24 protein-coding genes are annotated in these 22,895 nt (G+C 69.0%); 8 read left to right on the top strand and 16 right to left on the bottom strand.

Annotation, left to right across the window (positions count from 1 at the left end; translation table 11 throughout):
- Window positions 1–35 precede the first annotated feature (35 nt).
- The gene (gene purM, locus NO889_RS14430; RefSeq protein WP_256412929.1) at window positions 36–1,091 is read left to right on the top strand and encodes a phosphoribosylformylglycinamidine cyclo-ligase; all 1,056 of its coding nucleotides are present in this window, start codon (window positions 36–38) and stop codon (window positions 1,089–1,091) included.
- A 435-nt stretch (window positions 1,092–1,526) separates the two neighbouring features.
- Here the strand turns inward: purM and NO889_RS14435 are convergent, their stop codons facing one another.
- From NO889_RS14435 to NO889_RS14445, 3 genes are all read right to left on the bottom strand, one after another.
- Window positions 1,527–1,823, bottom strand: a complete 297-nt coding sequence (locus NO889_RS14435) for a DUF6360 family protein (protein ID WP_256412930.1) — start codon at window positions 1,821–1,823, stop codon at window positions 1,527–1,529.
- 1 nt (window position 1,824) lies between these two features.
- Complete coding sequence (locus tag NO889_RS14440) at window positions 1,825–3,600, bottom strand: nitrite/sulfite reductase (RefSeq protein ID WP_256412931.1); 1,776 nt, start codon at window positions 3,598–3,600, stop codon at window positions 1,825–1,827.
- Window positions 3,601–3,720: 120 nt separating this feature from the next.
- Entirely contained in the window at window positions 3,721–4,029 is a 309-nt protein-coding gene (locus NO889_RS14445; protein ID WP_256412932.1) for a DUF8134 family protein, read from the bottom strand.
- 216 nt (window positions 4,030–4,245) lie between these two features.
- Between NO889_RS14445 and NO889_RS14450 the strand changes: the two genes are divergently transcribed.
- Both NO889_RS14450 and NO889_RS14455 read left to right on the top strand, forming a co-directional pair.
- Window positions 4,246–4,410 (top strand): hypothetical protein, encoded by a 165-nt coding sequence (locus NO889_RS14450; protein ID WP_256412933.1) that lies wholly within the window; start codon window positions 4,246–4,248, stop codon window positions 4,408–4,410.
- Window positions 4,407–4,604: a hypothetical protein gene (locus NO889_RS14455; RefSeq protein WP_256412934.1), complete on the top strand. Its 198-nt coding sequence runs from the start codon at window positions 4,407–4,409 to the stop codon at window positions 4,602–4,604. Before NO889_RS14450 ends, NO889_RS14455 begins: the two co-directional genes overlap by 4 nt.
- Window positions 4,605–4,655: 51 nt before the next feature.
- Here the strand turns inward: NO889_RS14455 and NO889_RS14460 are convergent, their stop codons facing one another.
- The 10 genes from NO889_RS14460 to NO889_RS14505 all read right to left on the bottom strand — a co-directional run bounded on the left by NO889_RS14460 (window position 4,656) and on the right by NO889_RS14505 (window position 14,641).
- Window positions 4,656–5,195, bottom strand: a complete 540-nt coding sequence (locus NO889_RS14460) for a CBS domain-containing protein (protein WP_256412935.1) — start codon at window positions 5,193–5,195, stop codon at window positions 4,656–4,658.
- Window positions 5,196–5,243: 48 nt separating this feature from the next.
- Window positions 5,244–5,624 (bottom strand): DUF555 domain-containing protein, encoded by a 381-nt coding sequence (locus NO889_RS14465; protein WP_256412936.1) that lies wholly within the window; start codon window positions 5,622–5,624, stop codon window positions 5,244–5,246.
- 84 nt (window positions 5,625–5,708) lie between these two features.
- Window positions 5,709–6,701 carry an isocitrate/isopropylmalate dehydrogenase family protein gene (locus NO889_RS14470; RefSeq protein WP_256412937.1) on the bottom strand — a complete coding sequence of 331 codons (993 nt, stop codon included), beginning with the start codon at window positions 6,699–6,701 and terminating at the stop codon, window positions 5,709–5,711.
- Between the two features lie 94 nt (window positions 6,702–6,795).
- The gene (leuD, locus tag NO889_RS14475) at window positions 6,796–7,404 is read right to left on the bottom strand and encodes a 3-isopropylmalate dehydratase small subunit (protein WP_256412938.1); all 609 of its coding nucleotides are present in this window, start codon (window positions 7,402–7,404) and stop codon (window positions 6,796–6,798) included.
- A complete protein-coding gene (leuC, locus tag NO889_RS14480; protein ID WP_256412939.1) occupies window positions 7,404–8,864 on the bottom strand; it encodes a 3-isopropylmalate dehydratase large subunit in 1,461 nt (486 codons plus the stop codon). The genes leuD and leuC overlap by 1 nt, the downstream gene beginning before the upstream one ends.
- Window positions 8,865–8,928: 64 nt before the next feature.
- Window positions 8,929–9,981, bottom strand: coding sequence for a ketol-acid reductoisomerase (gene ilvC / locus NO889_RS14485; protein ID WP_256412940.1), 1,053 nt, complete (start codon window positions 9,979–9,981; stop codon window positions 8,929–8,931).
- 7 nt (window positions 9,982–9,988) lie between these two features.
- Entirely contained in the window at window positions 9,989–10,642 is a 654-nt protein-coding gene (ilvN, locus tag NO889_RS14490; protein WP_094530690.1) for an acetolactate synthase small subunit, read from the bottom strand.
- Window positions 10,639–12,471 carry a biosynthetic-type acetolactate synthase large subunit gene (gene ilvB / locus NO889_RS14495; protein ID WP_256412941.1) on the bottom strand — a complete coding sequence of 611 codons (1,833 nt, stop codon included), beginning with the start codon at window positions 12,469–12,471 and terminating at the stop codon, window positions 10,639–10,641. Before ilvB ends, ilvN begins: the two co-directional genes overlap by 4 nt.
- A gap of 436 nt (window positions 12,472–12,907) precedes the next feature.
- Window positions 12,908–14,089 (bottom strand): LeuA family protein, encoded by a 1,182-nt coding sequence (locus NO889_RS14500; RefSeq protein WP_425498824.1) that lies wholly within the window; start codon window positions 14,087–14,089, stop codon window positions 12,908–12,910.
- A gap of 225 nt (window positions 14,090–14,314) precedes the next feature.
- The gene (locus NO889_RS14505; RefSeq protein ID WP_256412942.1) at window positions 14,315–14,641 is read right to left on the bottom strand and encodes a DUF7111 family protein; all 327 of its coding nucleotides are present in this window, start codon (window positions 14,639–14,641) and stop codon (window positions 14,315–14,317) included.
- A gap of 401 nt (window positions 14,642–15,042) precedes the next feature.
- On the opposite strand from NO889_RS14505, the gene NO889_RS14510 reads away from it, so the two are divergent.
- Window positions 15,043–15,468 carry a universal stress protein gene (locus tag NO889_RS14510; RefSeq protein WP_256412943.1) on the top strand — a complete coding sequence of 142 codons (426 nt, stop codon included), beginning with the start codon at window positions 15,043–15,045 and terminating at the stop codon, window positions 15,466–15,468.
- A gap of 355 nt (window positions 15,469–15,823) precedes the next feature.
- Window positions 15,824–15,964 carry a hypothetical protein gene (locus tag NO889_RS14515; protein ID WP_256412944.1) on the top strand — a complete coding sequence of 47 codons (141 nt, stop codon included), beginning with the start codon at window positions 15,824–15,826 and terminating at the stop codon, window positions 15,962–15,964.
- Between the two features lie 339 nt (window positions 15,965–16,303).
- Here NO889_RS14515 and NO889_RS14520 read toward each other — a convergent pair whose 3' ends face one another.
- The gene (locus NO889_RS14520; RefSeq protein WP_256412945.1) at window positions 16,304–16,846 is read right to left on the bottom strand and encodes a carboxymuconolactone decarboxylase family protein; all 543 of its coding nucleotides are present in this window, start codon (window positions 16,844–16,846) and stop codon (window positions 16,304–16,306) included.
- A 145-nt stretch (window positions 16,847–16,991) separates the two neighbouring features.
- On the opposite strand from NO889_RS14520, the gene NO889_RS14525 reads away from it, so the two are divergent.
- Both NO889_RS14525 and NO889_RS14530 read left to right on the top strand, forming a co-directional pair.
- Window positions 16,992–17,921, top strand: coding sequence for a 1,4-dihydroxy-2-naphthoate polyprenyltransferase (locus NO889_RS14525; RefSeq protein ID WP_256412946.1), 930 nt, complete (start codon window positions 16,992–16,994; stop codon window positions 17,919–17,921).
- Window positions 17,921–19,051 (top strand): mandelate racemase/muconate lactonizing enzyme family protein, encoded by a 1,131-nt coding sequence (locus NO889_RS14530; RefSeq protein WP_256412947.1) that lies wholly within the window; start codon window positions 17,921–17,923, stop codon window positions 19,049–19,051. Before NO889_RS14525 ends, NO889_RS14530 begins: the two co-directional genes overlap by 1 nt.
- A 21-nt stretch (window positions 19,052–19,072) precedes the next feature.
- Here NO889_RS14530 and NO889_RS14535 read toward each other — a convergent pair whose 3' ends face one another.
- Window positions 19,073–19,624: a hypothetical protein gene (locus NO889_RS14535; protein ID WP_256412948.1), complete on the bottom strand. Its 552-nt coding sequence runs from the start codon at window positions 19,622–19,624 to the stop codon at window positions 19,073–19,075.
- A 107-nt stretch (window positions 19,625–19,731) separates the two neighbouring features.
- Window positions 19,732–20,100: a hypothetical protein gene (locus tag NO889_RS14540; protein WP_256412949.1), complete on the bottom strand. Its 369-nt coding sequence runs from the start codon at window positions 20,098–20,100 to the stop codon at window positions 19,732–19,734.
- Window positions 20,101–20,189: 89 nt separating this feature from the next.
- Here NO889_RS14540 and NO889_RS14545 point away from each other — a divergent pair, with 89 nt between their 5' ends.
- Window positions 20,190–22,871, top strand: a complete 2,682-nt coding sequence (locus NO889_RS14545; RefSeq protein ID WP_256412950.1) for an AAA domain-containing protein — start codon at window positions 20,190–20,192, stop codon at window positions 22,869–22,871.
- Window positions 22,872–22,895: the final 24 nt, after the last annotated feature.

The raw sequence follows: 22,895 nt of genomic DNA on the forward strand, positions 1-22,895 counted from the left end.
GGTGTCCTTTTGCTCCGGCGCGCCACGACACGCGTATGACCGAGAACGGCGGCGACGGGGACGGCGGCGGTGACGGCGACGACGAGGCGCTCACGTACGCCGACGCGGGCGTCGACATCGACGCGAGCGAGGCGGCGACCGCCGCGCTGGTCGGGATGGTCGGCGAGGGCGAGGGCGACTACGCCGGCCTGCTCGACATCGGCGACCGCTACCTCGCGTTAGCGACGGACGGCGTCGGGACGAAGCTGCTCGTCGCGGAGGCGCTCGCCGACTACTCGACGGTCGGGATCGACTGTATCGCGATGAACGTCAACGACCTCGTCGCCGCCGGCGTCCGCCCCGTGGCGTTCGTCGACTACCTCGCGGTCGACGAGCCGAACGAGGCGTTCGCCGAGCAGGTCGGCGAGGGGCTCGCGACGGGCGCGGAGCGGGCCGACATCGAACTCGTCGGCGGCGAGACGGCGGTGATGCCGGAGGTCGTCCGCGGGCTCGACCTCGCGGGGACCTGCGCCGGCCTCGCCGCCAAGGACGGGGTCTTCGACGGGCAGGCGGAGCCCGGCGACGCGCTCGTCGGCTGGGCGTCCTCCGGGATCCACTCCAACGGGTTGACGCTCGCCCGCGAGGCGGTCACGCGCAAGCACGAGTACACCGACCCCGCGCCCTTCGAGGGCTACGACACCCTCGGCGAGGCGCTGTTGGAGCCCACCCGCATCTACACCGACCTCCTCGACCCGATGCGCGAGCACGGCGTACGGGCCGCGGCCCACGTCACCGGCGGCGGCTGGACGAACCTGACGCGACTGGGCGCACGCCGATACGTGATCGCCGAGCCCTTCGACGCCCAACCCGTCTTCGAGTTCGTCCAGTCCGAGGGGAACGTCTCCGACGAGGAGATGCACCGAACGTTCAACATGGGGACCGGCTTCGTGGCCGCGCTCTCACCCGAGGCCGCCGAGTCGCTGGCGGCGGAGACGGGGGGTCGCGTGATCGGACGAGTGGAAGGGGGCGACGGCGAGGAGGGTGACGGCGAGGACGACGACGAGGAGGGCGACAGCGAGGGGAGCGTCGCGATCCGCGGACTGGAGCTATAAGAGGCGACAGTCGCCCGGATCCACGTCGTTTCCGGTTGGATCGACGCCACCGAATCTCCAGTCGTTCGGTAGTACGAAGCAGAAAACAGGGTCGTGCGGATCCCCGACAAAGCCCCAGTCGTGAGGACTCGATGCGCTCGCTGTGCTCCTCACTCAGTCGCTATCGCTCCTTCGTTGCGGTGCTTGCATCGCGCGTCTTCGTCCTCACGACTGCCCCTTTGAGTCCCCCTCCCGAACCGCACAGCACTGCGACCGCACCTCACGCCTCCCCAGCCTCGTCGCTCACTGCTCGCGGTTTCCCGCTCGCTACCGAGGTGCTCACCCCGTTCGCACCTCGCCCCGTTCGCGACGTCCCTCGCGTTCCGGCCGCGAGCCTTCGGCCCGCGACCGGGCGCGCCACCGCCAGGACCCATCGGTGAGTCTCGCCGCCGCGACTCACTCGCCGTCAGACTCGCCCTGCGCGGCCTCGACGCGGTCCGCGGCCGACTCCAGCGCCTCGGCGAGCGTTCGCGCCTGCGCCGGGGAGAGGGTGACCTCGTCGGCGTGGGCGGGGAGGTCGTCGACCGCCGTGTCGTCGAGTTCGACCTGGAGGTCGACGCGGTCGGGGTCCACCCGCGGCGCAGTGACGTTCACCACGCCGGGCGCGTCCGCCTCGAAGCCGTGGCCGCGCACCCTCGCGTCCACGAAGTCGAGCGTCGTGTACGCGTTCACGCGGAGCAGACGGTCGGACATCTCAGTCGTCCGCCGGAACCGGCGGGGCGTCGTCGAGCCCGTCCTCCTCGGCGTACGGGTACCAGGTGCGCTTCGTGTTGTGCATCATCGGGTCCTCGTAGTCGGTCTCCTCCGGATCGACGAGCGCGTCGAGCTCCTCGTCGTCGTGACGGGCGACGAACGCGCGGAACGACTCGCCCTCCTCGCGCTGGTCCGCGAAGCTCTCGAGCAGGTTGGCGATCGCGCCCGGCACCTCGTCGACGGGCACGCGCTGGGTCACCCACCGGGCGAATCCCGGCTCCTCGCCGAGTCCGCCGCCGAGCCCCACGTCGAGCGCCTCCACCGGCTCGCCGTCCTTCCGCGTCTTCATGCCCCGCAGGCTCACGTCCGCGATCTGCGGCTGTGCGCAGGAGGCGGTACAGCCGGAGAGGTGGACGTGGAACTCCTCGACGCCGTCGGGGAGCTCCGCGTTCTCCTTGAGCCACCGGGCGAACCGCACCTGCCGGTTCTTCGTCTCGACGATGGAGAGCGAGCAGAACTCGGTGCCCGTACACGCCACGGAGCCGCGCATGAACGGCGACGGCTCCGGGGAGTAGTGCTCGAGCAGGTCCTCGGCGAGGAAGTCGTCGAGGGCGTCGTCGGGCACGTCGGTCACGATGACGTTCTGGCGCTGTGAGAGCCGCACCTCACCGGAGCCGTACTCCTCGACGAGGTCGGCCAGCTCGAGCACGTCCCCCGCGCCCATCCGCCCGACGAGCACGTTCAGGCCGACGAAGTTCGCCCCGTCCTTCTGGTCGTGGACGCCGATCAGGTCGTTTCGCTCGCCCTCGCCCGCGTTGTAGGTGTACTCCTCGCGGACGTCCCGACCGGCGGTCTCCAGCTCGAAGTCGACGTAGTCGGCCTGGAGCGTCTCGCGGACCTCCTCGGGTCCCCACTCGTCGACGAGGAACTTGATCCGCGCGTTGTAGCGGTCCTCGCGGTCGCCGTGGTCGCGGAAGAGCGCGGAGAGCCCGCCGGCGACGTCGGATACCCGCTCGGGCGGGACCCAGACGTCGATGTCGCGTGCGAACCGCGGCTCGTTGCGCGCGAGCCCGCCGCCGACCCGGACGTTGAAGCCGACGGCGTCCTCGCCGCCCTCGCCGCTCCCGCCGCCCTCCCCGTCGATGTCCTTGTAGGCGGGCTCGAACGCGAGGTCGTTGATGTCGCCCTGCCCGGAGCCGTCCGCGGAGCCGGTCACGGACACCTTCCACTTCCGCGGGAGGTTCGAGTGGTCGTCGTTGCCCTTGAACGTCTCGTTGAGGTCGCGGATGACGGGCCAGGCGTCGATAACCTCCTGGCCGTCCTTGCCGGCCACGGGGTTGCCGACGATGTTCCGCCAGGAGTCGCCGCAGGCCTGCTGGGCGGAGAGGCCGTTCGCCTCCAGCTTCTCGAAGATCGCGGGCACGTCCGACAGCTCGATCCAGTGGAGCTGGATCGACTGGCGGGTCGTGAAGTCGGCGTAGGCGTCGCCGAAGATCGGGTTCGTCCCCGGCCCGCGGGCGTACTCGTCGGCGATCTCGCCGACGACGCGGAGCTGTCCGGGCTCCAACACGCCGTTCGGCGTCCCGATCCGCAGCATGAAGTACCCCTCCTGGCCGTTCCGCTGGTGGTACAGCCCCCACCACTTGAACCGCTCGAACCAGGCGTCCCGCTCGTCGTCCGGGATCGAGTCGAACCCCCGCTCGGCGAACTCGAACAGGTGCTCGCGGATCTCGTTCCCGTAGACCTCCGACTTCCAGTTCTCTACGTCCGTGGGCATCGTGTCCCGACACACGACCCCCGACCACATAGGGCGAGCCGTGGAGTCAACGTTGCCCGGTGCCCCCTCGAAGGGGCAACACCTGCCGGATCGAACGCCCCGGTCGCCCGGTCGCCCCGCTCACTCCCGGCGGGTCCGACGGACGCAGGAACGGTCGAGTTCGACGAACTCGCCCCCTCGAACCCGGCCGACCGGGAGCCAGTCGGTGACGCCGGTCTCGCCGCACTCGATACACTGTCCGTAGACGCGCGTCTCCACTCGCGACCCGTCGACGCCGACCTCCTGAAAGTTCTCGACGACGAGGTCGGCGAGATCACAGCCGCAGAAACCGGGTTCGTCGAGCCGCCAGAGCTCGCTCACGCGGACCTCCCGGTGGTCGTCGACCGAAATCCATGCGCCGTCGTCGAGCACGCGCAGGCGGGTCGTCACACCCCCCGTTGGACCGTCGCGACCCAATGGGTGTCGGTGCGCGCAAGCCGGGTCGCCGTCGAGGACGACGCGGGACGAGAACATCGCCTGACTGCGGACCGATCGACGCCGATCACCGCGTCACGGATACCGGAGGTCGGTTCCGGTATCGGGGAGTAGTGGTGCGATTTACTCGTGTGGCGTCCCTTATGATCGCCGCGGCGGTAGGACGCGTCGATGACCGAGACGACACCCGAGACCGCGATCGATCGTCGCGGCGGCGCGGACGACGACCGACTGCACCGCCAGCACGCGTCCGCCGACGTCGCGCCCGAACTGTTCGATCCGATCCGGAGCCACGCGTCGACCCGGAGCCACGAGTCGCCCCGGAGCCGGCCATGACGGGAACGAGTGAGTCGCGACGGCTGACCGACGACGAGCGACCGACCGGATCGGCGGAGGGGGACGACGCGGACGAAACGAACGGATCCGCGCCGAGCGAGGCTCCGGGCGGGGAGGGCGACCACCTCGAGGACCTGAAGGACGGGGCCGGCTGTACGGAGATCTGGGAGCACCTCTCGGAGAATCGCGAGTGACCCGGCGGCGACGGGGAGAAGGGACCGATCCGCCGACGAGTCCGACCCCGACTACGACAGGTGCGCGGCGATGTCGGCCTCGGTGATGATTCCGACCGTCTCCCCGCCGTCGGTCACCATCACGGCCTTGTAGTGGTCGAGCAGGTTCCGCACCTCGTCGACGGTCGCTCCGGGCGCGACGGTGGGGAAGGACTCGCTCATCACCTCGCTGACCGGGTGGTCGCCGACGTTCTCGCCCGCGTGGACCACGTCCCCCTGGCTGATCGAGCCGACCGGGACGCCGTTCTGGAGGACGGGGAGCTGGGAGTACGCCTCCCGCTCCATCAGTTCGACCGCGTCGCTCACGGCGTCGTCGGGGGCCACGCTGATCACGGTCTCGTTCATCAGGTCCGTCGCGCGCACGACTTCCCCTTCCGCCTCCTGGAGGGCGTTCACGATCCGTCGCAGCGTCGAGAGCCGGGGGTCGACGTCGCCGCCCTCGATCCGCGCGATGAGCGGCTGTGAGACGCCCGCGGCGTCCGCGAGCGCGCTCTGCGTCAACTCGAGCGACGTCCGTCGTTCGCGCAGGTCCTGTGGCGTCGGGAGCTCCATACGTCTAATAACCTATGGTTATTAGAAAAGGTTTCGCCGGTCGGTCGCTCAGCGCGCGTTCCCGTCCGACTCCTCGTCGTCGTCGGCCTCGGTCTCCATCACGTCGATGACTTCGAGCGGGACGTCTCTGAGCGCGCCGCCGACCTCGCTTTTCGCGATCCGCTCCGCGTGCTCCTCGCTGTCGGCGTTGAACACGTCGATCTCCAAGAGCAGCCCGACGAGCGCCGTGTTCGCCGCGAGGAAGGCCGCGTCGAACGGCTCGCCGCAGGCGGGACAGCCGGTGACGCCGGGTTCGACCTCGACGTACTGCTTGTCGGTCTCGTTGAGTCGCTTTCCAGCCTCGCTGACCGCGACGCCGATGGCGTCGTCGGTCTCCTCGACGTCACGGACCAACCAGGCTGCTTCCATCGCGACCGCGTAGTTGCTCATACCCGCTTCGAGGGGCCGCAGGGTTTCGTCTCTTGTGGTTCGTCGGCGGCGTCCGATGGGGAGACGGGAGGCGCGCGGACCGACCTACAGCCGGTCGACGATCGCCGCGGTGACGTCCTCGGTCGTCGCGTCGCCGCCCAGGTCGCCGGTGCGCGGACCGTCGGAGAGCACGGACTCGACCGCGGTCCGAACGCGCCGGCCCTCCTCGACGTGGCCGAGGTACTCCAAGAGCATCGCGGCCGAGAGCACCGCCGCCGTCGGGTTCGCGATCCCCTCGCCGGCGATGTCGGGCGCGGTGCCGTGGACCGGCTCGAACAGCGCGTTGTCGTGGCCGACGTTCGCCGAGGGGAGCAGGCCGAGCCCGCCGACGAGCCCGGCGGCCAGGTCCGAGAGCACGTCGCCCGCGAGGTTCGGACAGACGACGACGCCGTACTGGCTCGGATCGAGCGGGAGCTTCGTCGCGAACGCGTCCATCAGCTCCTCGTCGGCGTCGACGCCGCGCTCCGCGGCGACGTCGAGTACCGCCTCCCGGAACCGACCGTCGGTCTCGCGCATCACGTTCGACTTGTGTGCGACCGTGAACCCGTCGCGATGGTCGGGCCCTCGACCGTCCGCGACGAACTCGCAGGCGTACTCGGCGAGTTCGCGGGAGGCCGAGGTCGTGATCACGCGCGTCAGCGTGGAGAGGTCCTCGCTGAGTCGGTCCTCGTGGCCGGCGTAGACGCCCTCGGTGTTCTCACGGAGGAAGACCACGTCCGTCTCGGGGCGGAGCGCGTCGACGCCGGGGTACGCCTTCGCCGGGCGGACGTTCACGAAGGAGTCGACCGCGTCGCGAAGGGGGAGAATGACGTCGGCCGCGGTGTCGCCGGCCGCGCCGAACAGCGTCGCGTCGGCGTCGGCGACCAGGTCGTACGTCTCTGCGGGCAGCGCCTCGCCGGTCGACTCCTCCACGGCGTCGCCGGCTTCGCCCTCGACGAACTCGAAGTCGATCTCGAGCGCCTCCAGCACGTCGATTGCCGCCGGCACGACTTCCTTCCCGATCCCGTCGCCCTCGATAACGGCGATGCGTTCGCTCATGGACGTTGTCCGCGGAACGGTCAAAAGAGGATGTCGATGTCGCGATCGGCGAACCGACGCCGGGCGGCCGTCTCCGCGACGGCGACCCAGCGACTCAGTCGTCGCCCTCGGCGTACGGGAGGTCCGCGACCGTCTCCTCGACCTTGCTCCGGTTGGAGTACATGAGCGAGGTGGTGTCCCAGATGCCGTCGACGAGCGCCTCCCGCATCGCGTCGTCGATGTCGACGTCGATGACGGTGTCGCCGTAGGTCACCGTCTCGTCCTCGACGTCGATGTCGATCTCGCCGTCGGGGTTCGCCTCGATCCACTCCTGGAGTTCCGTGACGGTCTCGTGGTCGGCCGTCACCGCCGGGATGCCGAGCGACTTACAGTTGTCACGGAAGATCTCGGCGTAGGACTCGCCGACGACCCCGTCGACGCCCCAGCGCATCATCGCCTGCGGGGCGTGTTCCCGCGAGGAGCCGCAGCCGAAGTTGGAGTTGACGACCGCGATCGACGCGCCCTCGAAGCGGTTGAGCGGGTGGTCGTTGAACTCCCCGTCGTCGTCCCGCCGAGCGTCATAGAAGAGGTAGTCCGCCATGTTGTCGAACGTGACCTCCTTCATGAACTTCGCCGGCAGGATCTGGTCGGTGTCGACGTCGTCGCCGGGGATCGGGACGCCGGTGCCGGAGACCTCGGTGATGTGCTGATCGTCTCCGCTCATCAGTCCGCCACCTCCTCGACGCCGCCGGCACCGCCGGTCGGCCCCTCGTCGAGGTACTCGCGCGCGTCCGCGACCTGTCCCTCGACCGCCGCCGCCGCGACCATCGCGGGGTTCATGAGGACGGTCCGGCCGTCCTTCGACCCCTGCCGCCCGATGAAGTTCCGGTTCGAGGAGGACGCACACACCTCGTCGCCCTCGAGCGAGTCGTCGTTCATCGCGAGACACATCGAACAGCCGGCGCGACGCCACTGGAAGCCGGCGTTGATGAAGACCTCGTCCAGGCCGCGCGCCTCACACTCCGTCCGGACGCTCTCGGAGCCGGGCACCGCGAGCGCGCGGACGCCCTCGTCGACCGTGTGACCCTCCAGCACCGCGGCGGCCTTCTCGAAGTCCGAGACGCGGCCGTTGGTACAGGTACCGAGGAACGCGACGTCGACGTCGTAGCCGAGCATCGACTGGCCGGGATCGACCGCCATGTGGTCGAGCGCCTGTTCGGCCGCCTCCCGGTCCGTCCGCGCCTCGAAGTCGTCGGGGTGCGGAACGACGTCCGATATCTCGATGACCTGGCCGGGGTTGATCCCCCAGGTGACGAGCGGGTCGATCCCGTCGGCATCGACCGTGACCACGTCGTCGTACTCGGCGTCCGCGTCCGACGCGATCGACTCCCAGTAGGCCTTCCGCTCCTCGAATGCCTCGCCCTCGGGGACGTACTCGCGACCCTTCAGGTACTCGTAGGTGGTCTCGTCGGGGTTGATGTACCCGGCGCGGGCGCCGCCCTCGATGGACATGTTACAGACCGCCAGCCGCCCCTCCATGTCGAGCGCCTCGATGGCCGGGCCGCCGTACTCGTAGACGTGGCCGACCCCGCCGTCGACGCCGAGGTCCTGGATGATCTTCATGATGACGTCCTTGGCGTAGACGCCCTCGCCGAGTTCTCCCTCGACTTCGATCCGGCGTACCTTCTGTTTGTCCGCGGCGATACAGCCCGTGGCGAACACGTCGCGGATCTGGCTCGTGCCGATCCCGACGCCGATGGAGCCGAACGCACCGTGAGTCGCGGTGTGGCTGTCGCCGCAGGCCACGGTCATGCCGGGCTGGGAGAGCCCCAGTTCGGGCGCGACGACGTGGGTGATCCCCTGTTTACCCGACTCGAACCCGAAGAAGGTGATCCCGCTCTCGTCGGTGTTGCGCTCGAGCGCGGAGAGCATCTCCTCGGCCTGGTCGTCGGCGAGCGGTCGCTCCCGTTTGTCGGCCTCGGTCGGCGCGATGTGGTCGGTCGTCGCGAACGTCCGATCGGGATACGCGACCTCGAGGTCACGCTCGCGCAGCATGCCGAACGCCTGCGGGCTCGTGACCTCGTGGACGAGGTGGAGGCCGATGAACAGCTGGTCCTGTCCGTTCGGCAGCTCCGTGACCTTGTGGCGGTCCCACACCTTGTCGTACAGCGTCCCTTCGCTCATCGGCGGTCACCGGGAGAGTCGGGGGTCGTGACCGAGCGCTGGCCGGGGGCGGGTACCCCGGTCATCAGGCCTTCACCTCGGCCGACTCCTCTTCGTCCGTCTCCTCCTGCCAGGCGAACAGCCCGCGGAGCTCCTCGCCGACCGCCTCGATCTCGTGGTTCTTCTCGGCGTGACGGAGCTGGGTGTAGGAGGGTCGGCCGGCCTGATTCTCCGCGATCCACTCGCGGGCGAACTGGCCGTTCTGGACCTTCTCTAAGACCTCCTCCATGTTCTCGCGGGCGTGCTCGTCGACGACGACGTCGCCCTGGGTGAGCCCGCCGTACTCGGCGGTGTCCGACACCGAGTCCCACATGCCGCCGAGCCCGTCCTCGTACATCAGGTCGACGATGAGCTTCAGCTCGTTGAGACACTCGAAGTACGCCATCTCGGGGGAGTAGCCGGCGTCGACGAGCGTCTCGTACCCCTGCTTCACGAGCGAGGTGACGCCGCCACAGAGGACCGCCTGCTCCCCGAACAGGTCCGTCTCCGTCTCCTCGCGGAACGACGTCTCGACGACGCCGGCGCGGGTACAGCCGATCGCGGCCGCGTACGCGAGCCCCTCGTCGTGGGCGTCGCCGGTGGCGTCCTGGTAGATCGCCAACAGGCCGGGCGTCCCCTCGTCGTTCTCGTAGTTCCGGCGCACGAGGTGGCCCGGCGACTTCGGCGCGACCATCGTCACGTCGACGTCCTCGGGCGGCTGGATCTGGTTGTAGTGGATGTTGAACCCGTGCGCGAACTGGAGCGTGTCGCCCGCCTCCAGGTTCGGCTCGATGGCGTTCTCGTACACGTCCGGCTGGACCGTGTCGGGAACGAGCACGCTCACGATGTCCGCCTCCGCTGCCGCGTCCGCGGGGGTCGCGACGCGGAGCCCGTCGCCCTCGGCGGCCTCCCACGAGGAGCTGTCCTCGCGGAGGCCGACGACCACGTCGACCCCGCTGTCCGCGAGGTTCTGCGCGTGCGCGTGCCCCTGCGAGCCGTATCCGAGTACGGCGACGGTCTTCTGGACGATCGCCTCGCTGTCGGCGTCGTCGTCGTAGTACACTGTCGAATCGAACGTCTGGGTGTCGTCTTCTGTCATCTGTAGGTCACTGGGTGTTCGGCGTCGTCGGTTCGCCGGCCGTTCCGGGTTTCTCTCCTGGCGCGGTGGGGATGTTCCCCCGCGCGAGCGCGGTCTGACCGGTCCGTGCGATCTCGATGATCCCGAACTGGTCGAACGCGTCGATCGCGTCGTCGATCTTCGACTCGTCGCCGGTAAGCTGAACGGTGATCGTCTCCGGTCCGGCGTCGAGCGTCCGACCGTCGTACATCTCCGCGACGGCGTGGACCTTGTCCGGCTCCTCTCCGTGGACCTTCAACAGGACGAGCTCCGAGGTGACGGCGCTCCCGGAGACCTCGCCCACGGAGATAACGGGCTTCAGCTTCGCCATCTGTTTTTCGATCTGGTCGATCCCCGGATCGGTCTCCTCGACGACCATGGTGATACGGGAGTGACCCTCGACCGTCGTCGGGCCGACCGTCAGGCTCTCGATGTTGAACTGCCGGCGGGAGACGAGCCCGGAGACGCGAGCGAGCACGCCCGGTTCGTCCTCGACGAGCGCGGAGATGACCGCGCGCCGCGAGTCGTGTTCCGCCTCCACGACGGGGTCGATCCGGTGGCCCTCCAGGTTCCGTCGGCCCTCCGGCTGGGGGCGCTCGTCCGGTGCCGGACCGGGCATGCCGGCCGCGTCCTCGCCGCTCATAGCTGGTCCTCCGTGAGGGCGAACCGACCGTTCGCTCCGCCGCTCGGCACCATCGGCAGCACGTTCTCCTCGGGGTCGACGTGGAAGTCGATCACGGCGGGGCCGTCGTACGCGAGCGCCTCCTCGACCGCCGGGGCGACCTCGTCGTAGCCGTCGACGCGGATCCCGAGCGCGCCGAACGCCTCGGCGAGCTTGTCGAACTCCGGCATCCAGTTGTAGTCGGACGCCATGTGTCGCCCCTCGAAGAAGGCGTCCTGCCACTGGCGCACCATCCCGATGTACTCGTTGTTGAGCACCGCGAACGTGATGTCGAGGTCCTCACGGACCGCGACGGACAGCTCCTGCATCGTCATCAGGAAGGAGCCGTCCCCGTCGAAACAGATCACGTCGCGGTCGGGCTCGCCCATCGCGTCGGCGGCGACGCGCGCGCCGATCGCGGCCGGGACGCCGTATCCCATCGTCCCCAGCCCGTGCGAGGAGACCCACGTCCGGGGCTCCGTGTACGTCCAGAACTGGGAGGCCCACATCTGGTGTTGGCCGACGCCGGTCGTCACGACGGTGTCGTCGTCGGTCGCCTCGTCGAACGCCTCGACGACGAACTGCGGTTTCAGGGGTTCGTCGTCCGGCGTCGCGTACGTCATCGGGTACGTCTCCTTCCACTCTTGACACTGCTCGCGCCACTCGTCGGCGTCGGGCGCGTCGCGAACCGCCTCGGACAGCTGCTCGAGGACGGTCCCGGCGTCGCCGATAAGCGGGTAGTCGGCGTACACGTTCTTCGAGATCTCCGCCGGGTCGATGTCGACGTGAACGACCTCGGCCTCCGGCGCGAACGTGTCTATCCCGCCGGTCAGCCGGTCGTCGAACCGGGTTCCGACCGCGATCAGGCAGTCGGTGTGGGTGATCGCCATGTTGGCGTAGCCGGTGCCGTGCATTCCCGCCCACGACAGCGACAGCTCGTCGTCCTCGGGGAACGACCCGATCCCCGGCATCGTCGTCGTCACGGGGATCTCGTAGGTGCGCGCGAACTCCCGCGCGACCTCGCTGGCCTCCGCCTTGATCACGCCGCCGCCGAACAGACACAGCGGCCGGTCGGCGTCCTCGATCGCCTGGGCCGCGGCCTCGACCGCGTCCTCGCGGGCCCGCGGGTCCGGATCGGTTCCCGCCGGAGCCTCCGCGGGACCGGGCGTCTCATCGGTGTCATCGAGGGTGACGTTCTTCGGGAGGTCGACGAGCGTCGGGCCGGGACGGCCGACCCGCGAGAGCTCGAACGCCTCGCCGACCACGTTGCCGATGGCGTCCGCGTCGTCGGCGAAGTAGTTGTGTTTCGTGATCGGGCGAGTGACGCCGACGGTGTCGGTCTCCTGGAACGCGTCGTTGCCGACGAACTCCGTCGGGACCTGGCCGGTCAGCGCCAGCATCGCGTCGCTGTCCATGTCCGCGTCGGCGATGCCGGTGACGAGGTTCGTCGCGCCGGGGCCGGACGTGGCCAGACAGAGGCCGGGCTCGCCGGCGACGACGCCGTACGCGTCGGCCGCGTGGGCGGCCCCCTGCTCGTGGGCCATCGTCAGGTGACGGATGGACGAGCCGTACAGCGCGTCGTACACCGGCATGATCGCCCCGCCCTGCACGCCGAAGGCGGTCTCCGCGCCGGCGGCCTCGAGGGCGGCGACGACCGACTCCGCGCCGGTCGACACCTCCGTCTGCTCGCCGTCTGGTCGGTTCTCCTCGCCGGTCGGGTCCGCCGCGTCCGGGCCGTCCGCGTCGGCCGGATCGGACGCCGGTTCGGCGTCGGGGTCGTCCTCTCGTGGGTGTGCTGCTGAATCGCTCATCGTGTGTGGTGTGTGGGTGTCTCTCGGATGCGAGCGTCGATCGGTCCGAACGCGGGCCGCGCCGGCGAGTCGCCGGCCGTATGCGGGTCGGCGGCGGCGCGTCCGCGTCCGTCGGTACGTCGGATCGGTGAGGAAGTGGTGTGGTAGGGGATCAAACCCCTACGATGGCTACAGCGACGGCTCCCGTCCGGGCGTCGGCCGCGCGGATGTGCCGTAACCGTCGCATTCGATCCGAACCCACGCGGGCCGCCTATAAATTCCTGTCGACGCGAGCGATCCGCACGGCGATCCGCCGGCACACACCGGCGCTCCGACGTGGATCCGTCAGGCGCGGAGCCGTCCTCGACGGCTCCGGTAGGAGCGGATCCGTCGGCGGATCGCCCGAACGACGCGTTCGGCAGTCGCTGGCGGGTCGCTACGACCACGGAGGGGGCCATCAGATCCGGACCTCCTCCTCGCGCTCGACGCCTGCCTCGCGGGCGAACCGCTCGACGTCGCCGGCGGTCACCTGCCGCTTTCCGGCGCCGTACTCCTTGACCCGCTTCGTGATCTCGTGGACCTCCCCGTCGGTGGGGTCGAAGCCGGCCTCCACCAGGTGCTTTCGCACGCTGTGGGTGCCCGTGTGCTTGCCGAGCACGAACTCGCGTTCCGCGCCGACCATCTCGGGGGTCATCACGCCCGTCTCGAACGTGTCGGCGTTCTCGATCACGCCCGCGGCGTGGATGCCCGACTCGTGGGCGAACGCGTTCCGCCCGGTGACGGGCTTGTTCGCCGGCACCGGGATGTCCGAGGCGTCCTCGACGATCCGAGCCAGCTTCGTGATCTGGGTCGTGTCGATGCCGGTGTCGACGCCGTACACCGACTCGACCGCCATCACGACCTCCTCGTAGGCCGCGTTGCCGGCCCGCTCGCCGATCCCGTTGACCGACACCTGCGCCTGCTCCGCGCCGTTCTCGAACCCCATGACCGCGTTGGCCGCGGCCATCCCGAAGTCGTCGTGGGTGTGGACGTCGACGCGGGCGTCCGTCGCCTCCACGACCGCCTTCACCGTCTTGCCGAAGCTCGTCGGCATCGCGACGCCGCAGGTGTCCGGGATGTTGATCCAGTCGGTGCCGGCGTCCGAGACCGCCTCGACTATCTCCGTCAGGTAGTCGGGGTCGGTCCGCGTGGCGTCCATCGGCGAGAACATACACTCGACGCCGGCGTCTTTCACCTGCTCGACGGCGTCGACGGCACGCTCCTTGGCCTCGCGGCGCGTGGCGTGCATGGAGTCCTCGAGCTGGACGTCGCTCGTCGAGACGAACACGTGGACCATCCCCACGCCCGAGTCGAGGGCGGCCTCGATGTCGCCGTCGACGACGCGGGCGAGCCCGCAGACGGTCGTGTCCGTCGCGGCTGCGATATCGCTCACGGCCTCGAACTCCGCGTCGGAGTTCACCGGGAACCCGGCCTCGATGACGTGGGTCCCCATGTCGTCCAGCGCCGCCGCTATCTCGCGTTTCTCGTCGTAGCTGAACGAAGTACGTGGTGACTGTTCGCCGTCTCGTAACGTCGTGTCGAAGATCCGTACAGGACCGATTTCGATGTTAGAAGCTATCGTGCCCTGGAAGAACTCGATCCGCCGGGGTGTCCGACGAAGCCTCCGTGATGTCTGTCATCGACTGACAGCAGAACGTTTGTCTACTTAAGTATTACGTCCCGCGAGGGATCCGATCGTTCGATCACTCCTGATCGCGTGTGAGACGGGGAGTCGAGAAATCGTCGACGGAAGCGACGAACGACGGCGAAATCACGGAGACGGGTCATTGTGAAGCGTCACGGTGGAGAGCGGCGCGCCGACGAACTACATGCCCATGTCGGCCGCGGCCCCTGGCACGGGGAGGTCGTGAGCCGCGACGCCGACCAGTTCGGCGGCGTGATCGAGCGCCATGTCGAACCCGTAGTACCGCTCCAGTTCGTCGCCGTCCGGACCGGATCGGACCTTGAGCATGGCGTACCCCTCGCGGTTCTGTGCGACCGTCGCCGTCCGTCCGTCCGCCGAGAACGTGAGCAGCCGCTCTGCGTCCGTCTCCTCGTAGCGGGCCGTGACGCCCTCCGCTTCGGCGGTCGCCGTCTCGCCCGGTTCGGCGTGTTCCGACTCCGTCGCGTCCGACTCGGTCGTATCCGTCATACGCGACGTTGGCTCCGAACCCTGTCGTATCTGTCGGTCCGGATCCGCTCCCTCGAGCGTTCACTCTCCGGACCGGTTCCCCTCCGAATCGGCCTCGATGTTTCGAGTGCGTGTTGACCGCCGAGAATTATACCAGCCTAGAGTGAAGTTCCGATGGCCGTGCGAGATACAGGACGCGAGTCTCGCAACGAATCGTTTTCCGATTCGATCAGAGCCAACTCGACATATCGCAAGCAGTTACGCGCGCTCGGCGCCGGCATCATCGCCACGGGCGGCACGGGACTGTTCTTAGTTCTCTCGTGGTTCGAGGTTTTAAGCAGTAGTTGAGGAGTGCCACTCGGATCGGGCCTGCGAGTCTGATAACCCGTACGCTTTTCTCTAGCGTCAGACACGGTACATCCATGGACGACGACTTATTCGAACGTATTCTAATTCCGATCGCGAGTCCCGACGACGCTGAAGCGACGGCACGTGCGGTTCGGCCACATTTGGACTCGGATACAACTATTATTGTAACACACGTAACCCAGGGAACGGCCGCTGAGACGACGATAAAGACTGGCAGAGATCAGTTCGCAGGAGCGACTTACGAGAGGTTCGCAGACATTCTATACCGGGATGATCTCCAGTTCGAATGGGCGACGCTCGAAGGGCGCGAGGTCGCGGAGGCACTCACCGATGCGATCGATATGGTGGATGCGACACTCGTCGCCTTCACACCTCGAGATATGGACACGTGGGAGCGGACGATCGCCGGCGATCCAGGAGGTAAGCTCATACGAGAAGCAGATGTTCCGGTGATGGTTTTCCCGAACCGGCAAGCCTGACCGAACCCTCGGAATGCGGCGTACAGTGCCCTCCCGTGGCAAGTTGACCTGCGCTGGGATAGGAACGCGAGATTCATCCTCTACATGCAGCAGTCACCGTCTGACAATCAGCGACTAGGTCAATCCGGGCGTGCTGAGTAGATAGCGCGTATCTCGCACAGAATCGGTCCCCAATTCGATCAAAGTAACTCGCACAACATAGGCACCAGATCGACGGATTACCTACCGGATATACTGCGGCCCGTCCCGAGAGAGGAGGGTACGTCATCGGAGAATATATTAAAATAAGTACTGTAATATAGAGGATAGATACACGATTGTACGTAATTATAACGTTAGGCTATAACGGAGTATCATGGGAGTGTCAGATATTCTTGAAGGGGATATGACGACAAAACAAATGGGGGTTATCATGATTCTGTACATGGTGGCCCTGGCCATTTTTGGAGTATTGGCAGTTGTCGTGATACACGTTCTTGGATGGCAATGGCTCTAGAAAATCGCTGTAAGGTGGTAGGGTGAACTATGAAATCGGAACGACTGAAGCAGAGAACCAACGATAATCTACGTCGGAAATACTCCGATTAAAAGCAGACACGTTCTGCCGGTTGGTTCAAGGTTCAAATGGAGAACATAATGTAGCGCCCGTGCTGACTGTATCCTCTGTATCTCGCACGTTGCTTCTGACACAGTGTGAGTAGATCGGTGAGATGGATGGTCTGTGGATCACCCGTATTGACCGATTCAGGTCGGAGCGCATCAGTTCAGAGGAGTTCAACGACGTCGTCCGGATCTCCTCACCGGATCGCTTCGACCACCGAGCCGATCCCCCCAATCACCGCGGGTCCCACCCGTGGAACGTCGTCCCCGGCTCCAACTCGAGGTCGAACGCGCGAATGAGCGCGCCGAGCGCGGCGTATCCGCCCGCCGTGGCGGCGATCCCGACGATCTCGTCGTCGTCGTACAGCCCGGCGATCGACTCGTGTGTGACGGCGTCGACCGACTCATCGACGACGGCGCGGACGTACTCCACGAGCGTCCGCTCGTCGCTGTCGAGCGCGGTCGGGTCGTCGGTTCCGATCCCGGCGATGACCGCGTCGTCGATGCCGACGTCGCGCGCGATGTTGACGTGCTGGTGCCACTCGTACCGGTTGTCGATGGTCGCCGCCGTCGCGAGGATGGTGAGCTCCCGTTCCCGATCCGTGAGCCCGCTGTCGTTCCACAGCGAGCGCAGGAACGCCCGCATCCCCGCGAGCACCGCCGGGTTGTTGCCGATCGACCGGTAGACGTTGAGCGGCTTCCCCTGGAGAGCCGACTCCAGCAGCGCCTCGTAGTCGTCCGGGACGTCCGCCGTCTCGACGTATGGGACACGCGCCATACGCCCGACGCGGTCGCACGGGGATTAGGTGTACGTGAGTCGGTAGCGTTCACCGCGAGTCGATCCCGACGAGCCCTCCGCGTCGACTCCGGCGAGCGCCCCGTCGATGGGAAGGTTAAGGGGCGGCACCCACCAAGCGTCGATAATGGCTACGGAGGTGTCGCGTCGGCGGGCGTGGGTGATCGCCGCGCGACCGCAGACGCTGCCCGCGGCGGCCGCGCCCGTGATCGTCGGCGTCGGGCTCGCGATCGGGGCCGGCGTGTTCGCCCCGATGCCGGCGCTCGCGGCGCTCGTCGGCGCGGCGCTGATCCAGATCGGGACCAACTTCGCGAACGACTACTACGACGCGATCCAGGGCGCGGACACCAACGACCGCGAGGGGTTCACCCGCGTCGTCGCCAGCGGCCTCATCGAGCCGGCGGAGGTCAAACGCGCGATGTGGCTGACGTTCGCGGCCGCGATCGGCGTCGGCACCTACCTCGTCTCCGTCGGCGGCGTCCCCATCCTCGTGATCGGGCTCGCGAGCGTCGCGGCCGGCATCGCCTACACCGGCGGCCCCTACCCGCTCGGCTACCACGGGCTCGGCGACGTGTTCGTCTTCGTCTTCTTCGGACTGATCGCGGTCACGGGCACCTACTACGTCCAGGCCGCGGCGCTCGCGGGCGAGACGTTTCCGCTGTGGATCCCGGAGGGGACCGTCACGCTCGCGGCCGTCGTCGCCAGCCTGCCGGTGGCCGCGCTCTCGACGAACATCCTCGTCGTCAACAACGTCCGCGACCGCGAGGAGGACGCGGAGACGGGCAAGCGAACCCTCGCCGTCCGGTTCGGCTACCGGTTCTCGCGGGTCCAGTACGTCGGCCTCCTCGCGCTCGCGTACGTCACCCCGTTCTGGTTCGTCGCGACCGGTGGCGGGCTTGCGCCCCTTCTCCCGCTCGCCACCCTCCCGCTCGCGGCGCGCGTCGCCCGAACCGTCCTAACCGAGACGTCCGGCGACGCGCTCAACCCGGCGCTGGAGTCGACCGGCAAGCTGCTCGCGGCGTACGCGGTCGCGTTCGCCGTCGGCCTCGCGCTGTAATGCGGATCCGTCCCTTCTCCGTCGCGCTCGCGAGCCCGCTCCGGACCGCCCGCGAGGCGCTGACTGAGCGGGAGGGATTCCTGGTCGGCGTCGGGGCCGACGACGGGGACGACGATGTCGGCGGCGGTGATACCGGCGGCGACGATATCGATCGCGACGCGCCCGCGACCGGGATCGGCGAGGCGACGCCGCTGCCCGGTTGGACCGAGTCGCGGTCGGCGTGTGCGGCCGCGCTCGCGGAAGCGTCGCGGGGACCGGGGGGTCCGGCGGCCGCCCTCGCCGACCTCGACGCCGGCGAGACCCCCGCCGCCCGCCACGGGGTCGCGCTCGCGCTCGGGGACGCGGCCGCCCGCGAGGCGGACCGCTCGCTCTCCGAGCACCTCGCCGACCGGGTCGCCCGCGACGCCGACCGGGCCGGGCTCCCGGAACCCGCGGACTCGGTCCCCGTGAACGCCACGATCGGGGACGGGTCTCCAGGGGCCGCGGCGTCGGACGCGGAGCGCGCGGTGGCGGACGGCTACCGCTGTCTGAAGGTGAAAGTCGGCGCGCGCCCGCTCGAGGAGGACCTCGACAGGCTGCGGGCGGTCCGCCGGGCGGTCGGTCCCGCGATCGACCTCCGCGCGGACGCCAACGGCGCGTGGGACCGGTCGGGCGCGCGCCGGGCGCTCGACCGACTCGCTCCCCTCGATCTCGCGTACGTCGAGCAGCCGCTTCCGGCGGCGGACCTCGACGGGACCGCGAGGCTCCGCGCCGAGACCGACGTGCCGATCGCGCTCGACGAGTCGCTCGCGGCGCACTCGATGGCGGACGTGTTGGCGTCCGGCGCGGCCGACGCGCTCGTCGTCAAGCCGATGGCGCTCGGCGGACCGGACCGCGCGTTCGAGGCGGCGCTTCGCGCGCGGGGGGCGGGCATCGAGCCGGTTATCACGACGACGATCGACGCCGTCGTCGCGCGGACCGCGGCCGTCCACGTCGCGGGCGCGGTCCCCGACGTCGCCGCCTGCGGGCTCGCGACCGGCGGGCTGCTCGCCGAGGACCTCGCGCCGGACCCCTGTCCGGTCGTCGACGGCCGGATGCTGGTGCCCGACGGGCCGGGGATCGCGGGCGGCGCGTTCGACGGACTGGTGTGATCCCGTCGCCCTGACGGTTCCCTAGTGGAACCCGCGGTCCACGTCGTCCTCGTCGATCAGGTCGTCGAGCTCCGCCGAGAGCAGTTCCTCGGCCTCCTCGAAGGTGTCTCCCAGGTCGTCGAGCTCGTCCGGGCGGCCGTCGAACTCGTAGGCCATGGGGCCGAACGCCGGCGAGTCGATCGCCTCCATCACGTCCTCGAAGAGGTGGTCGGGCTCCGTGGGGGCCTCCGCGTGGACCTTCAGCGTCTCCTCCAGTCGAGTCGCCGCGCGCTTCGCCTCGTCCTCGCTCTCGGGGGGCGTCCGCACGGCGAACCGCCCCGGCGACCCCTCGTCGGGGAGCAGCGGGTCGAGGTCGTCGTCGACCTTGCGGGCCACCCGCGTTCCAACCCCGCGGAGGTCGCGCGGGTTCTTCGCGTACGTCTTCAGGTGGTAGACCCCGACGCTCGGGTGACCGAAGTAGAGGTCCTCGCCGAGTCCCTCGCGGCGGGAGCCGGCGACGGCGCGCCAGCCGTCCGGGTCGGTCGAGTCGCTCGCGACGTCCGCGAGGATCTCCTGCCAGTCGCGTACGCGCATGTCGGCGTCACGTTACGACGGCGCCCGCATGAGGGTGTCGGTCGCGGCGACGGGAGCGGCGACGATGCGGCGACGGGAGCGGCGACGATCGGCGGCTTCACCGTCCGTCAGTCGGATTCGGCGGGATCGTCCCGCGCTCCCGCGTGGGCGTACGACTCCCGCGCGATCAAAAGCAAGCCGCCGATCAGGAAGAGGTACGGGAGCGCCCCCTCGGACCCGGCGATCAGATCGGCCGACCCCCAGAGCACGAGGACGCCGTAGAGCGCGATCCGGAAGCGGGCGGTGTCGTACCCCTCGCGGAACGTCCCCCAGACGACGACCCCGGCGATGTAGAGGCTGATCAGCGCGTCGCCGGCGGCCGCGAGCCCGGCGCTCGAGACGCGGAGGTACGCGCTCGCGACGGACAGCCCGGCCAACACGACGACGAACCCGACGACGACCGGTCGCCCGTATCGGTCATATACCGAGTCACTCATACCCGTCTCCACGCGGCGAGGGGTAAGGAATCCTCGGGTCCGATCCCCAACACCGACAGCGTTTTTCGCCGCCGACGAGGATGGGAGGCGTGAACGTTCGGGGGCCGATCGTCTCCCTCGGGGAGACGCGAACGGTGTCGACGTCGTACGGCGAGCGCGACCTCCGCGAGCTTCGGGTCCGGCCGGAGCGTGGCGCGGCCGAACCGGTCGACGTGACGCTGTGGGGCGACTGGGCCGAGACGGGCGAACACGCCGAACCCGGCATGGAACTGCTCGTCACGGGAGCGGAGGCGGACGACTACGGCGGGGAGACGGGGTACGCGACCACCGGCGACTCGTGGGTCGTCCTCGAGCCCGACTTCCTCGTCGACGTGACCGGGATCCGGTCGTGGGTCCAGTGCCCGCGGATGTACTACCTCAACAAGCTCTCGGGGATCCCGCTCAACTACCCGGTCGTCAAGGGGACCATCGTCCACGAGGTGTTCGGCGACCTGCTCCGCGGGATGGACCTTGAGGAGTCGGTCGGAGAGCGCGTCGAGGAGGCGGGGCTGGAGCTCGGCCTGCTCGGCTACGAGCCGGCGGAGGTGGAAGACGAGGTGCGGCGCAACGCGGCCGCGATCGAGGGGTGGCTCGAGCAGGGCACCCTCACGGACGAGGACACGTGGCGTTCGGAGTTCACGCTCCTCTCGCCGACGTTCGGCCTGAAGGGGCGCGCCGACGCCCTCCGGCGCGGGACTCCGGTGGAGCTCAAGACGGGGAAGAACACCAACCGCGAGCCGCGCTTTCAGGACAAGATCCAGGCGGCCTGCTACGCGCTCATGCTCGAGGAGCGCGGCGTCGACCCGGACATCGGGACGCTCCTGTACACCAAGAACACCGCGCTCGAGCGCAACGAGGAGAGCGGCGACCTCGCGCCCGCCAAGGAGTTCACGGTCGGCGACGGCCTGCTGAAGTTCGTCGTGCGCGAGCGCAACGCGCTCGCCGCGATGGAGTGGCGCGCGCTCAACGATCCCGGCGAGCGCCCGACCGTGCCCACGGGGTACGAGGCGGACGCGAACTGTAACTACTGCTTCGAACAGGACACGTGTCTGGTCGTCTCCGGCCGCCTCGACCAGGAGTCGAAGGCGGGGCAGGTGGGAGATCCCGTCCCGGAGGACGAGCGCGACTACTTCGACCGCTTCTACACCGCGATCGAGGAGGAGCGCCGCGAGACCCACGCCGAGTACCGGAAGCTCTGGGAGCAGACCCCGGAGGAGCGCGCGGCCGACGACCGCGCGCTGATCGGGCTCGAGCCGGTCTCACGGACCGAGATCGACGACAACCGCTGGGAGCTTCGCGCCCGGAAGTCGGACGACGCCGTCTCCAAGCTGCGCGAGGGCGACGTGGCACTCGCGAGCGACGGCGACCCCGTGACCGGCCACGCCGAGCTCGGCCGGATCCGCGAGCTTGGCGGGGAGGTCGTCGTCGAGACTGACGAGCCGGTCGACCTCCGACGGCTCGACGTCTACCCCTCGGAGATCTCCGTCGACCGGATGCTCACCGCCCTCCACGACGCCGTACTGAAGGGGGGAGCGCGCCGGAAGGACGTGATATTCGGTCGGCGGGAGCCGGAGTTCGCCGAGAGGACCGCCGACCCCCCGACCTACATCGACAACAACGCGGCCCAGAACGAGGCCGTCTCGCTCGCCGTCGACGCCGAGGACTGCGCGCTGATCCACGGCCCGCCGGGGACGGGGAAGACCTACACCATCGCGCGGACGATCCGCGCGTTGGTCGAGGAGGGAAACCGCGTGTTGCTCGCGGCGTTCACGAACCGCGCCGTCGACAACGCCCTCGAGGCGCTCCGTGACCAGGGGTTCGGCGACGTCCTCCGCGTCGGCAGCGAGACCGGCGTCCGCGCCGACATGCAGGACGTGCGGCTGATCGAGCGCGGCGACCCGAACGAGAAGGCCGCGGAGCTGCGGGACGCCCCCGTCGTCGCCGCCACCACCGCCGCCTGCGGCTCGCGCGTCATGCGTGAGTGCGGGTTCGACGTGGCGCTCGTCGACGAGGCCTCCCAGCTCACGGAGCCGAGCACCCACGCCGCGATCGCGCTCGCCGACCGGTTCGTCCTCGTGGGTGACCACGAGCAGCTCCCGCCGGTCGTCAGGGCCGAAAACGACCTGAAGACCTCGCTGTTTCAGCGGCTCATCGAGACGTACCCCGACGCGAGCGTGATGCTCGACCGCCAGTACCGGATGAGCCAGCGGATCCAGGCGTTCGCGTCCGCGGAGTTCTACGACGGCGCGCTCCGTCCCGCCACCCCCGACGTGGCCGGGCAACGACTGAGCGACCTCGGCGTCGACCCCGGCGCGCTCGCGCCCGAACTGGTCGGCGGCGTCGGGTTCGTCGACCCCGGCGGCGAGCGCGACGGCAACCGCAACGTCCGGGAGGCGGAACGCGTCGCGGGGACCGTCGACGCCTACCTCGCGGCCGGCGTCGACCCGGACGAGATCGGGGTCATCGCGCCGTTCCGCGCGCAGGTCGCGGAGATCGGTCGGCGGACCGACGTGACCGTCGACACCGTCGACCGGTTCCAGGGCTCCTCGAAGGAGGTGATCGTGGTCTCGTTCGTCGCGACCGGCGACCTCGACGGCCCGATCTTCGAGGACCACCGCCGGGTGAACGTCGCGCTCACTCGCGCGAAGAAGCAGTTGACCCTCGTCGGCGACGCGAAGGCGCTCGGGTCCGATCCCTTCTACGGACGGATGCTGGAGTGGGCGCGGCGGTAGCGGTCGTTCACGCCGGCAGGCCCG

The sequence above is a fragment of the Halorubrum rubrum genome (assembly GCF_024494685.1).
Classification (GTDB): Archaea; Halobacteriota; Halobacteria; order Halobacteriales; family Haloferacaceae; genus Halorubrum; species Halorubrum rubrum.

Coding starts and splice junctions, on each gene's coding strand:
- ilvB (WP_256412941.1), bottom strand. CDS start 12,471: ATGAGCGATTCAGCAGCACACCCACGAGAGGACGACCCCGACGCCGAA.
- NO889_RS14440 (WP_256412931.1), bottom strand. CDS start 3,600: ATGCCCACGGACGTAGAGAACTGGAAGTCGGAGGTCTACGGGAACGAG.
- NO889_RS14450 (WP_256412933.1), top strand. CDS start 4,246: ATGACCGAGACGACACCCGAGACCGCGATCGATCGTCGCGGCGGCGCG.
- NO889_RS14525 (WP_256412946.1), top strand. CDS start 16,992: ATGGCTACGGAGGTGTCGCGTCGGCGGGCGTGGGTGATCGCCGCGCGA.
- NO889_RS14515 (WP_256412944.1), top strand. CDS start 15,824: ATGGGAGTGTCAGATATTCTTGAAGGGGATATGACGACAAAACAAATG.
- NO889_RS14460 (WP_256412935.1), bottom strand. CDS start 5,195: ATGGAGCTCCCGACGCCACAGGACCTGCGCGAACGACGGACGTCGCTC.
- NO889_RS14520 (WP_256412945.1), bottom strand. CDS start 16,846: ATGGCGCGTGTCCCATACGTCGAGACGGCGGACGTCCCGGACGACTAC.
- NO889_RS14540 (WP_256412949.1), bottom strand. CDS start 20,100: ATGAGTGACTCGGTATATGACCGATACGGGCGACCGGTCGTCGTCGGG.
- NO889_RS14470 (WP_256412937.1), bottom strand. CDS start 6,701: ATGAGCGAACGCATCGCCGTTATCGAGGGCGACGGGATCGGGAAGGAA.
- leuD (WP_256412938.1), bottom strand. CDS start 7,404: ATGAGCGGAGACGATCAGCACATCACCGAGGTCTCCGGCACCGGCGTC.
- purM (WP_256412929.1), top strand. CDS start 36: ATGACCGAGAACGGCGGCGACGGGGACGGCGGCGGTGACGGCGACGAC.
- NO889_RS14535 (WP_256412948.1), bottom strand. CDS start 19,624: ATGCGCGTACGCGACTGGCAGGAGATCCTCGCGGACGTCGCGAGCGAC.
- NO889_RS14510 (WP_256412943.1), top strand. CDS start 15,043: ATGGACGACGACTTATTCGAACGTATTCTAATTCCGATCGCGAGTCCC.
- NO889_RS14530 (WP_256412947.1), top strand. CDS start 17,921: ATGCGGATCCGTCCCTTCTCCGTCGCGCTCGCGAGCCCGCTCCGGACC.
- NO889_RS14435 (WP_256412930.1), bottom strand. CDS start 1,823: ATGTCCGACCGTCTGCTCCGCGTGAACGCGTACACGACGCTCGACTTC.
- ilvN (WP_094530690.1), bottom strand. CDS start 10,642: ATGAGCGGCGAGGACGCGGCCGGCATGCCCGGTCCGGCACCGGACGAG.
- NO889_RS14465 (WP_256412936.1), bottom strand. CDS start 5,624: ATGAGCAACTACGCGGTCGCGATGGAAGCAGCCTGGTTGGTCCGTGAC.
- leuC (WP_256412939.1), bottom strand. CDS start 8,864: ATGAGCGAAGGGACGCTGTACGACAAGGTGTGGGACCGCCACAAGGTC.
- NO889_RS14455 (WP_256412934.1), top strand. CDS start 4,407: ATGACGGGAACGAGTGAGTCGCGACGGCTGACCGACGACGAGCGACCG.
- ilvC (WP_256412940.1), bottom strand. CDS start 9,981: ATGACAGAAGACGACACCCAGACGTTCGATTCGACAGTGTACTACGAC.
- NO889_RS14505 (WP_256412942.1), bottom strand. CDS start 14,641: ATGACGGATACGACCGAGTCGGACGCGACGGAGTCGGAACACGCCGAA.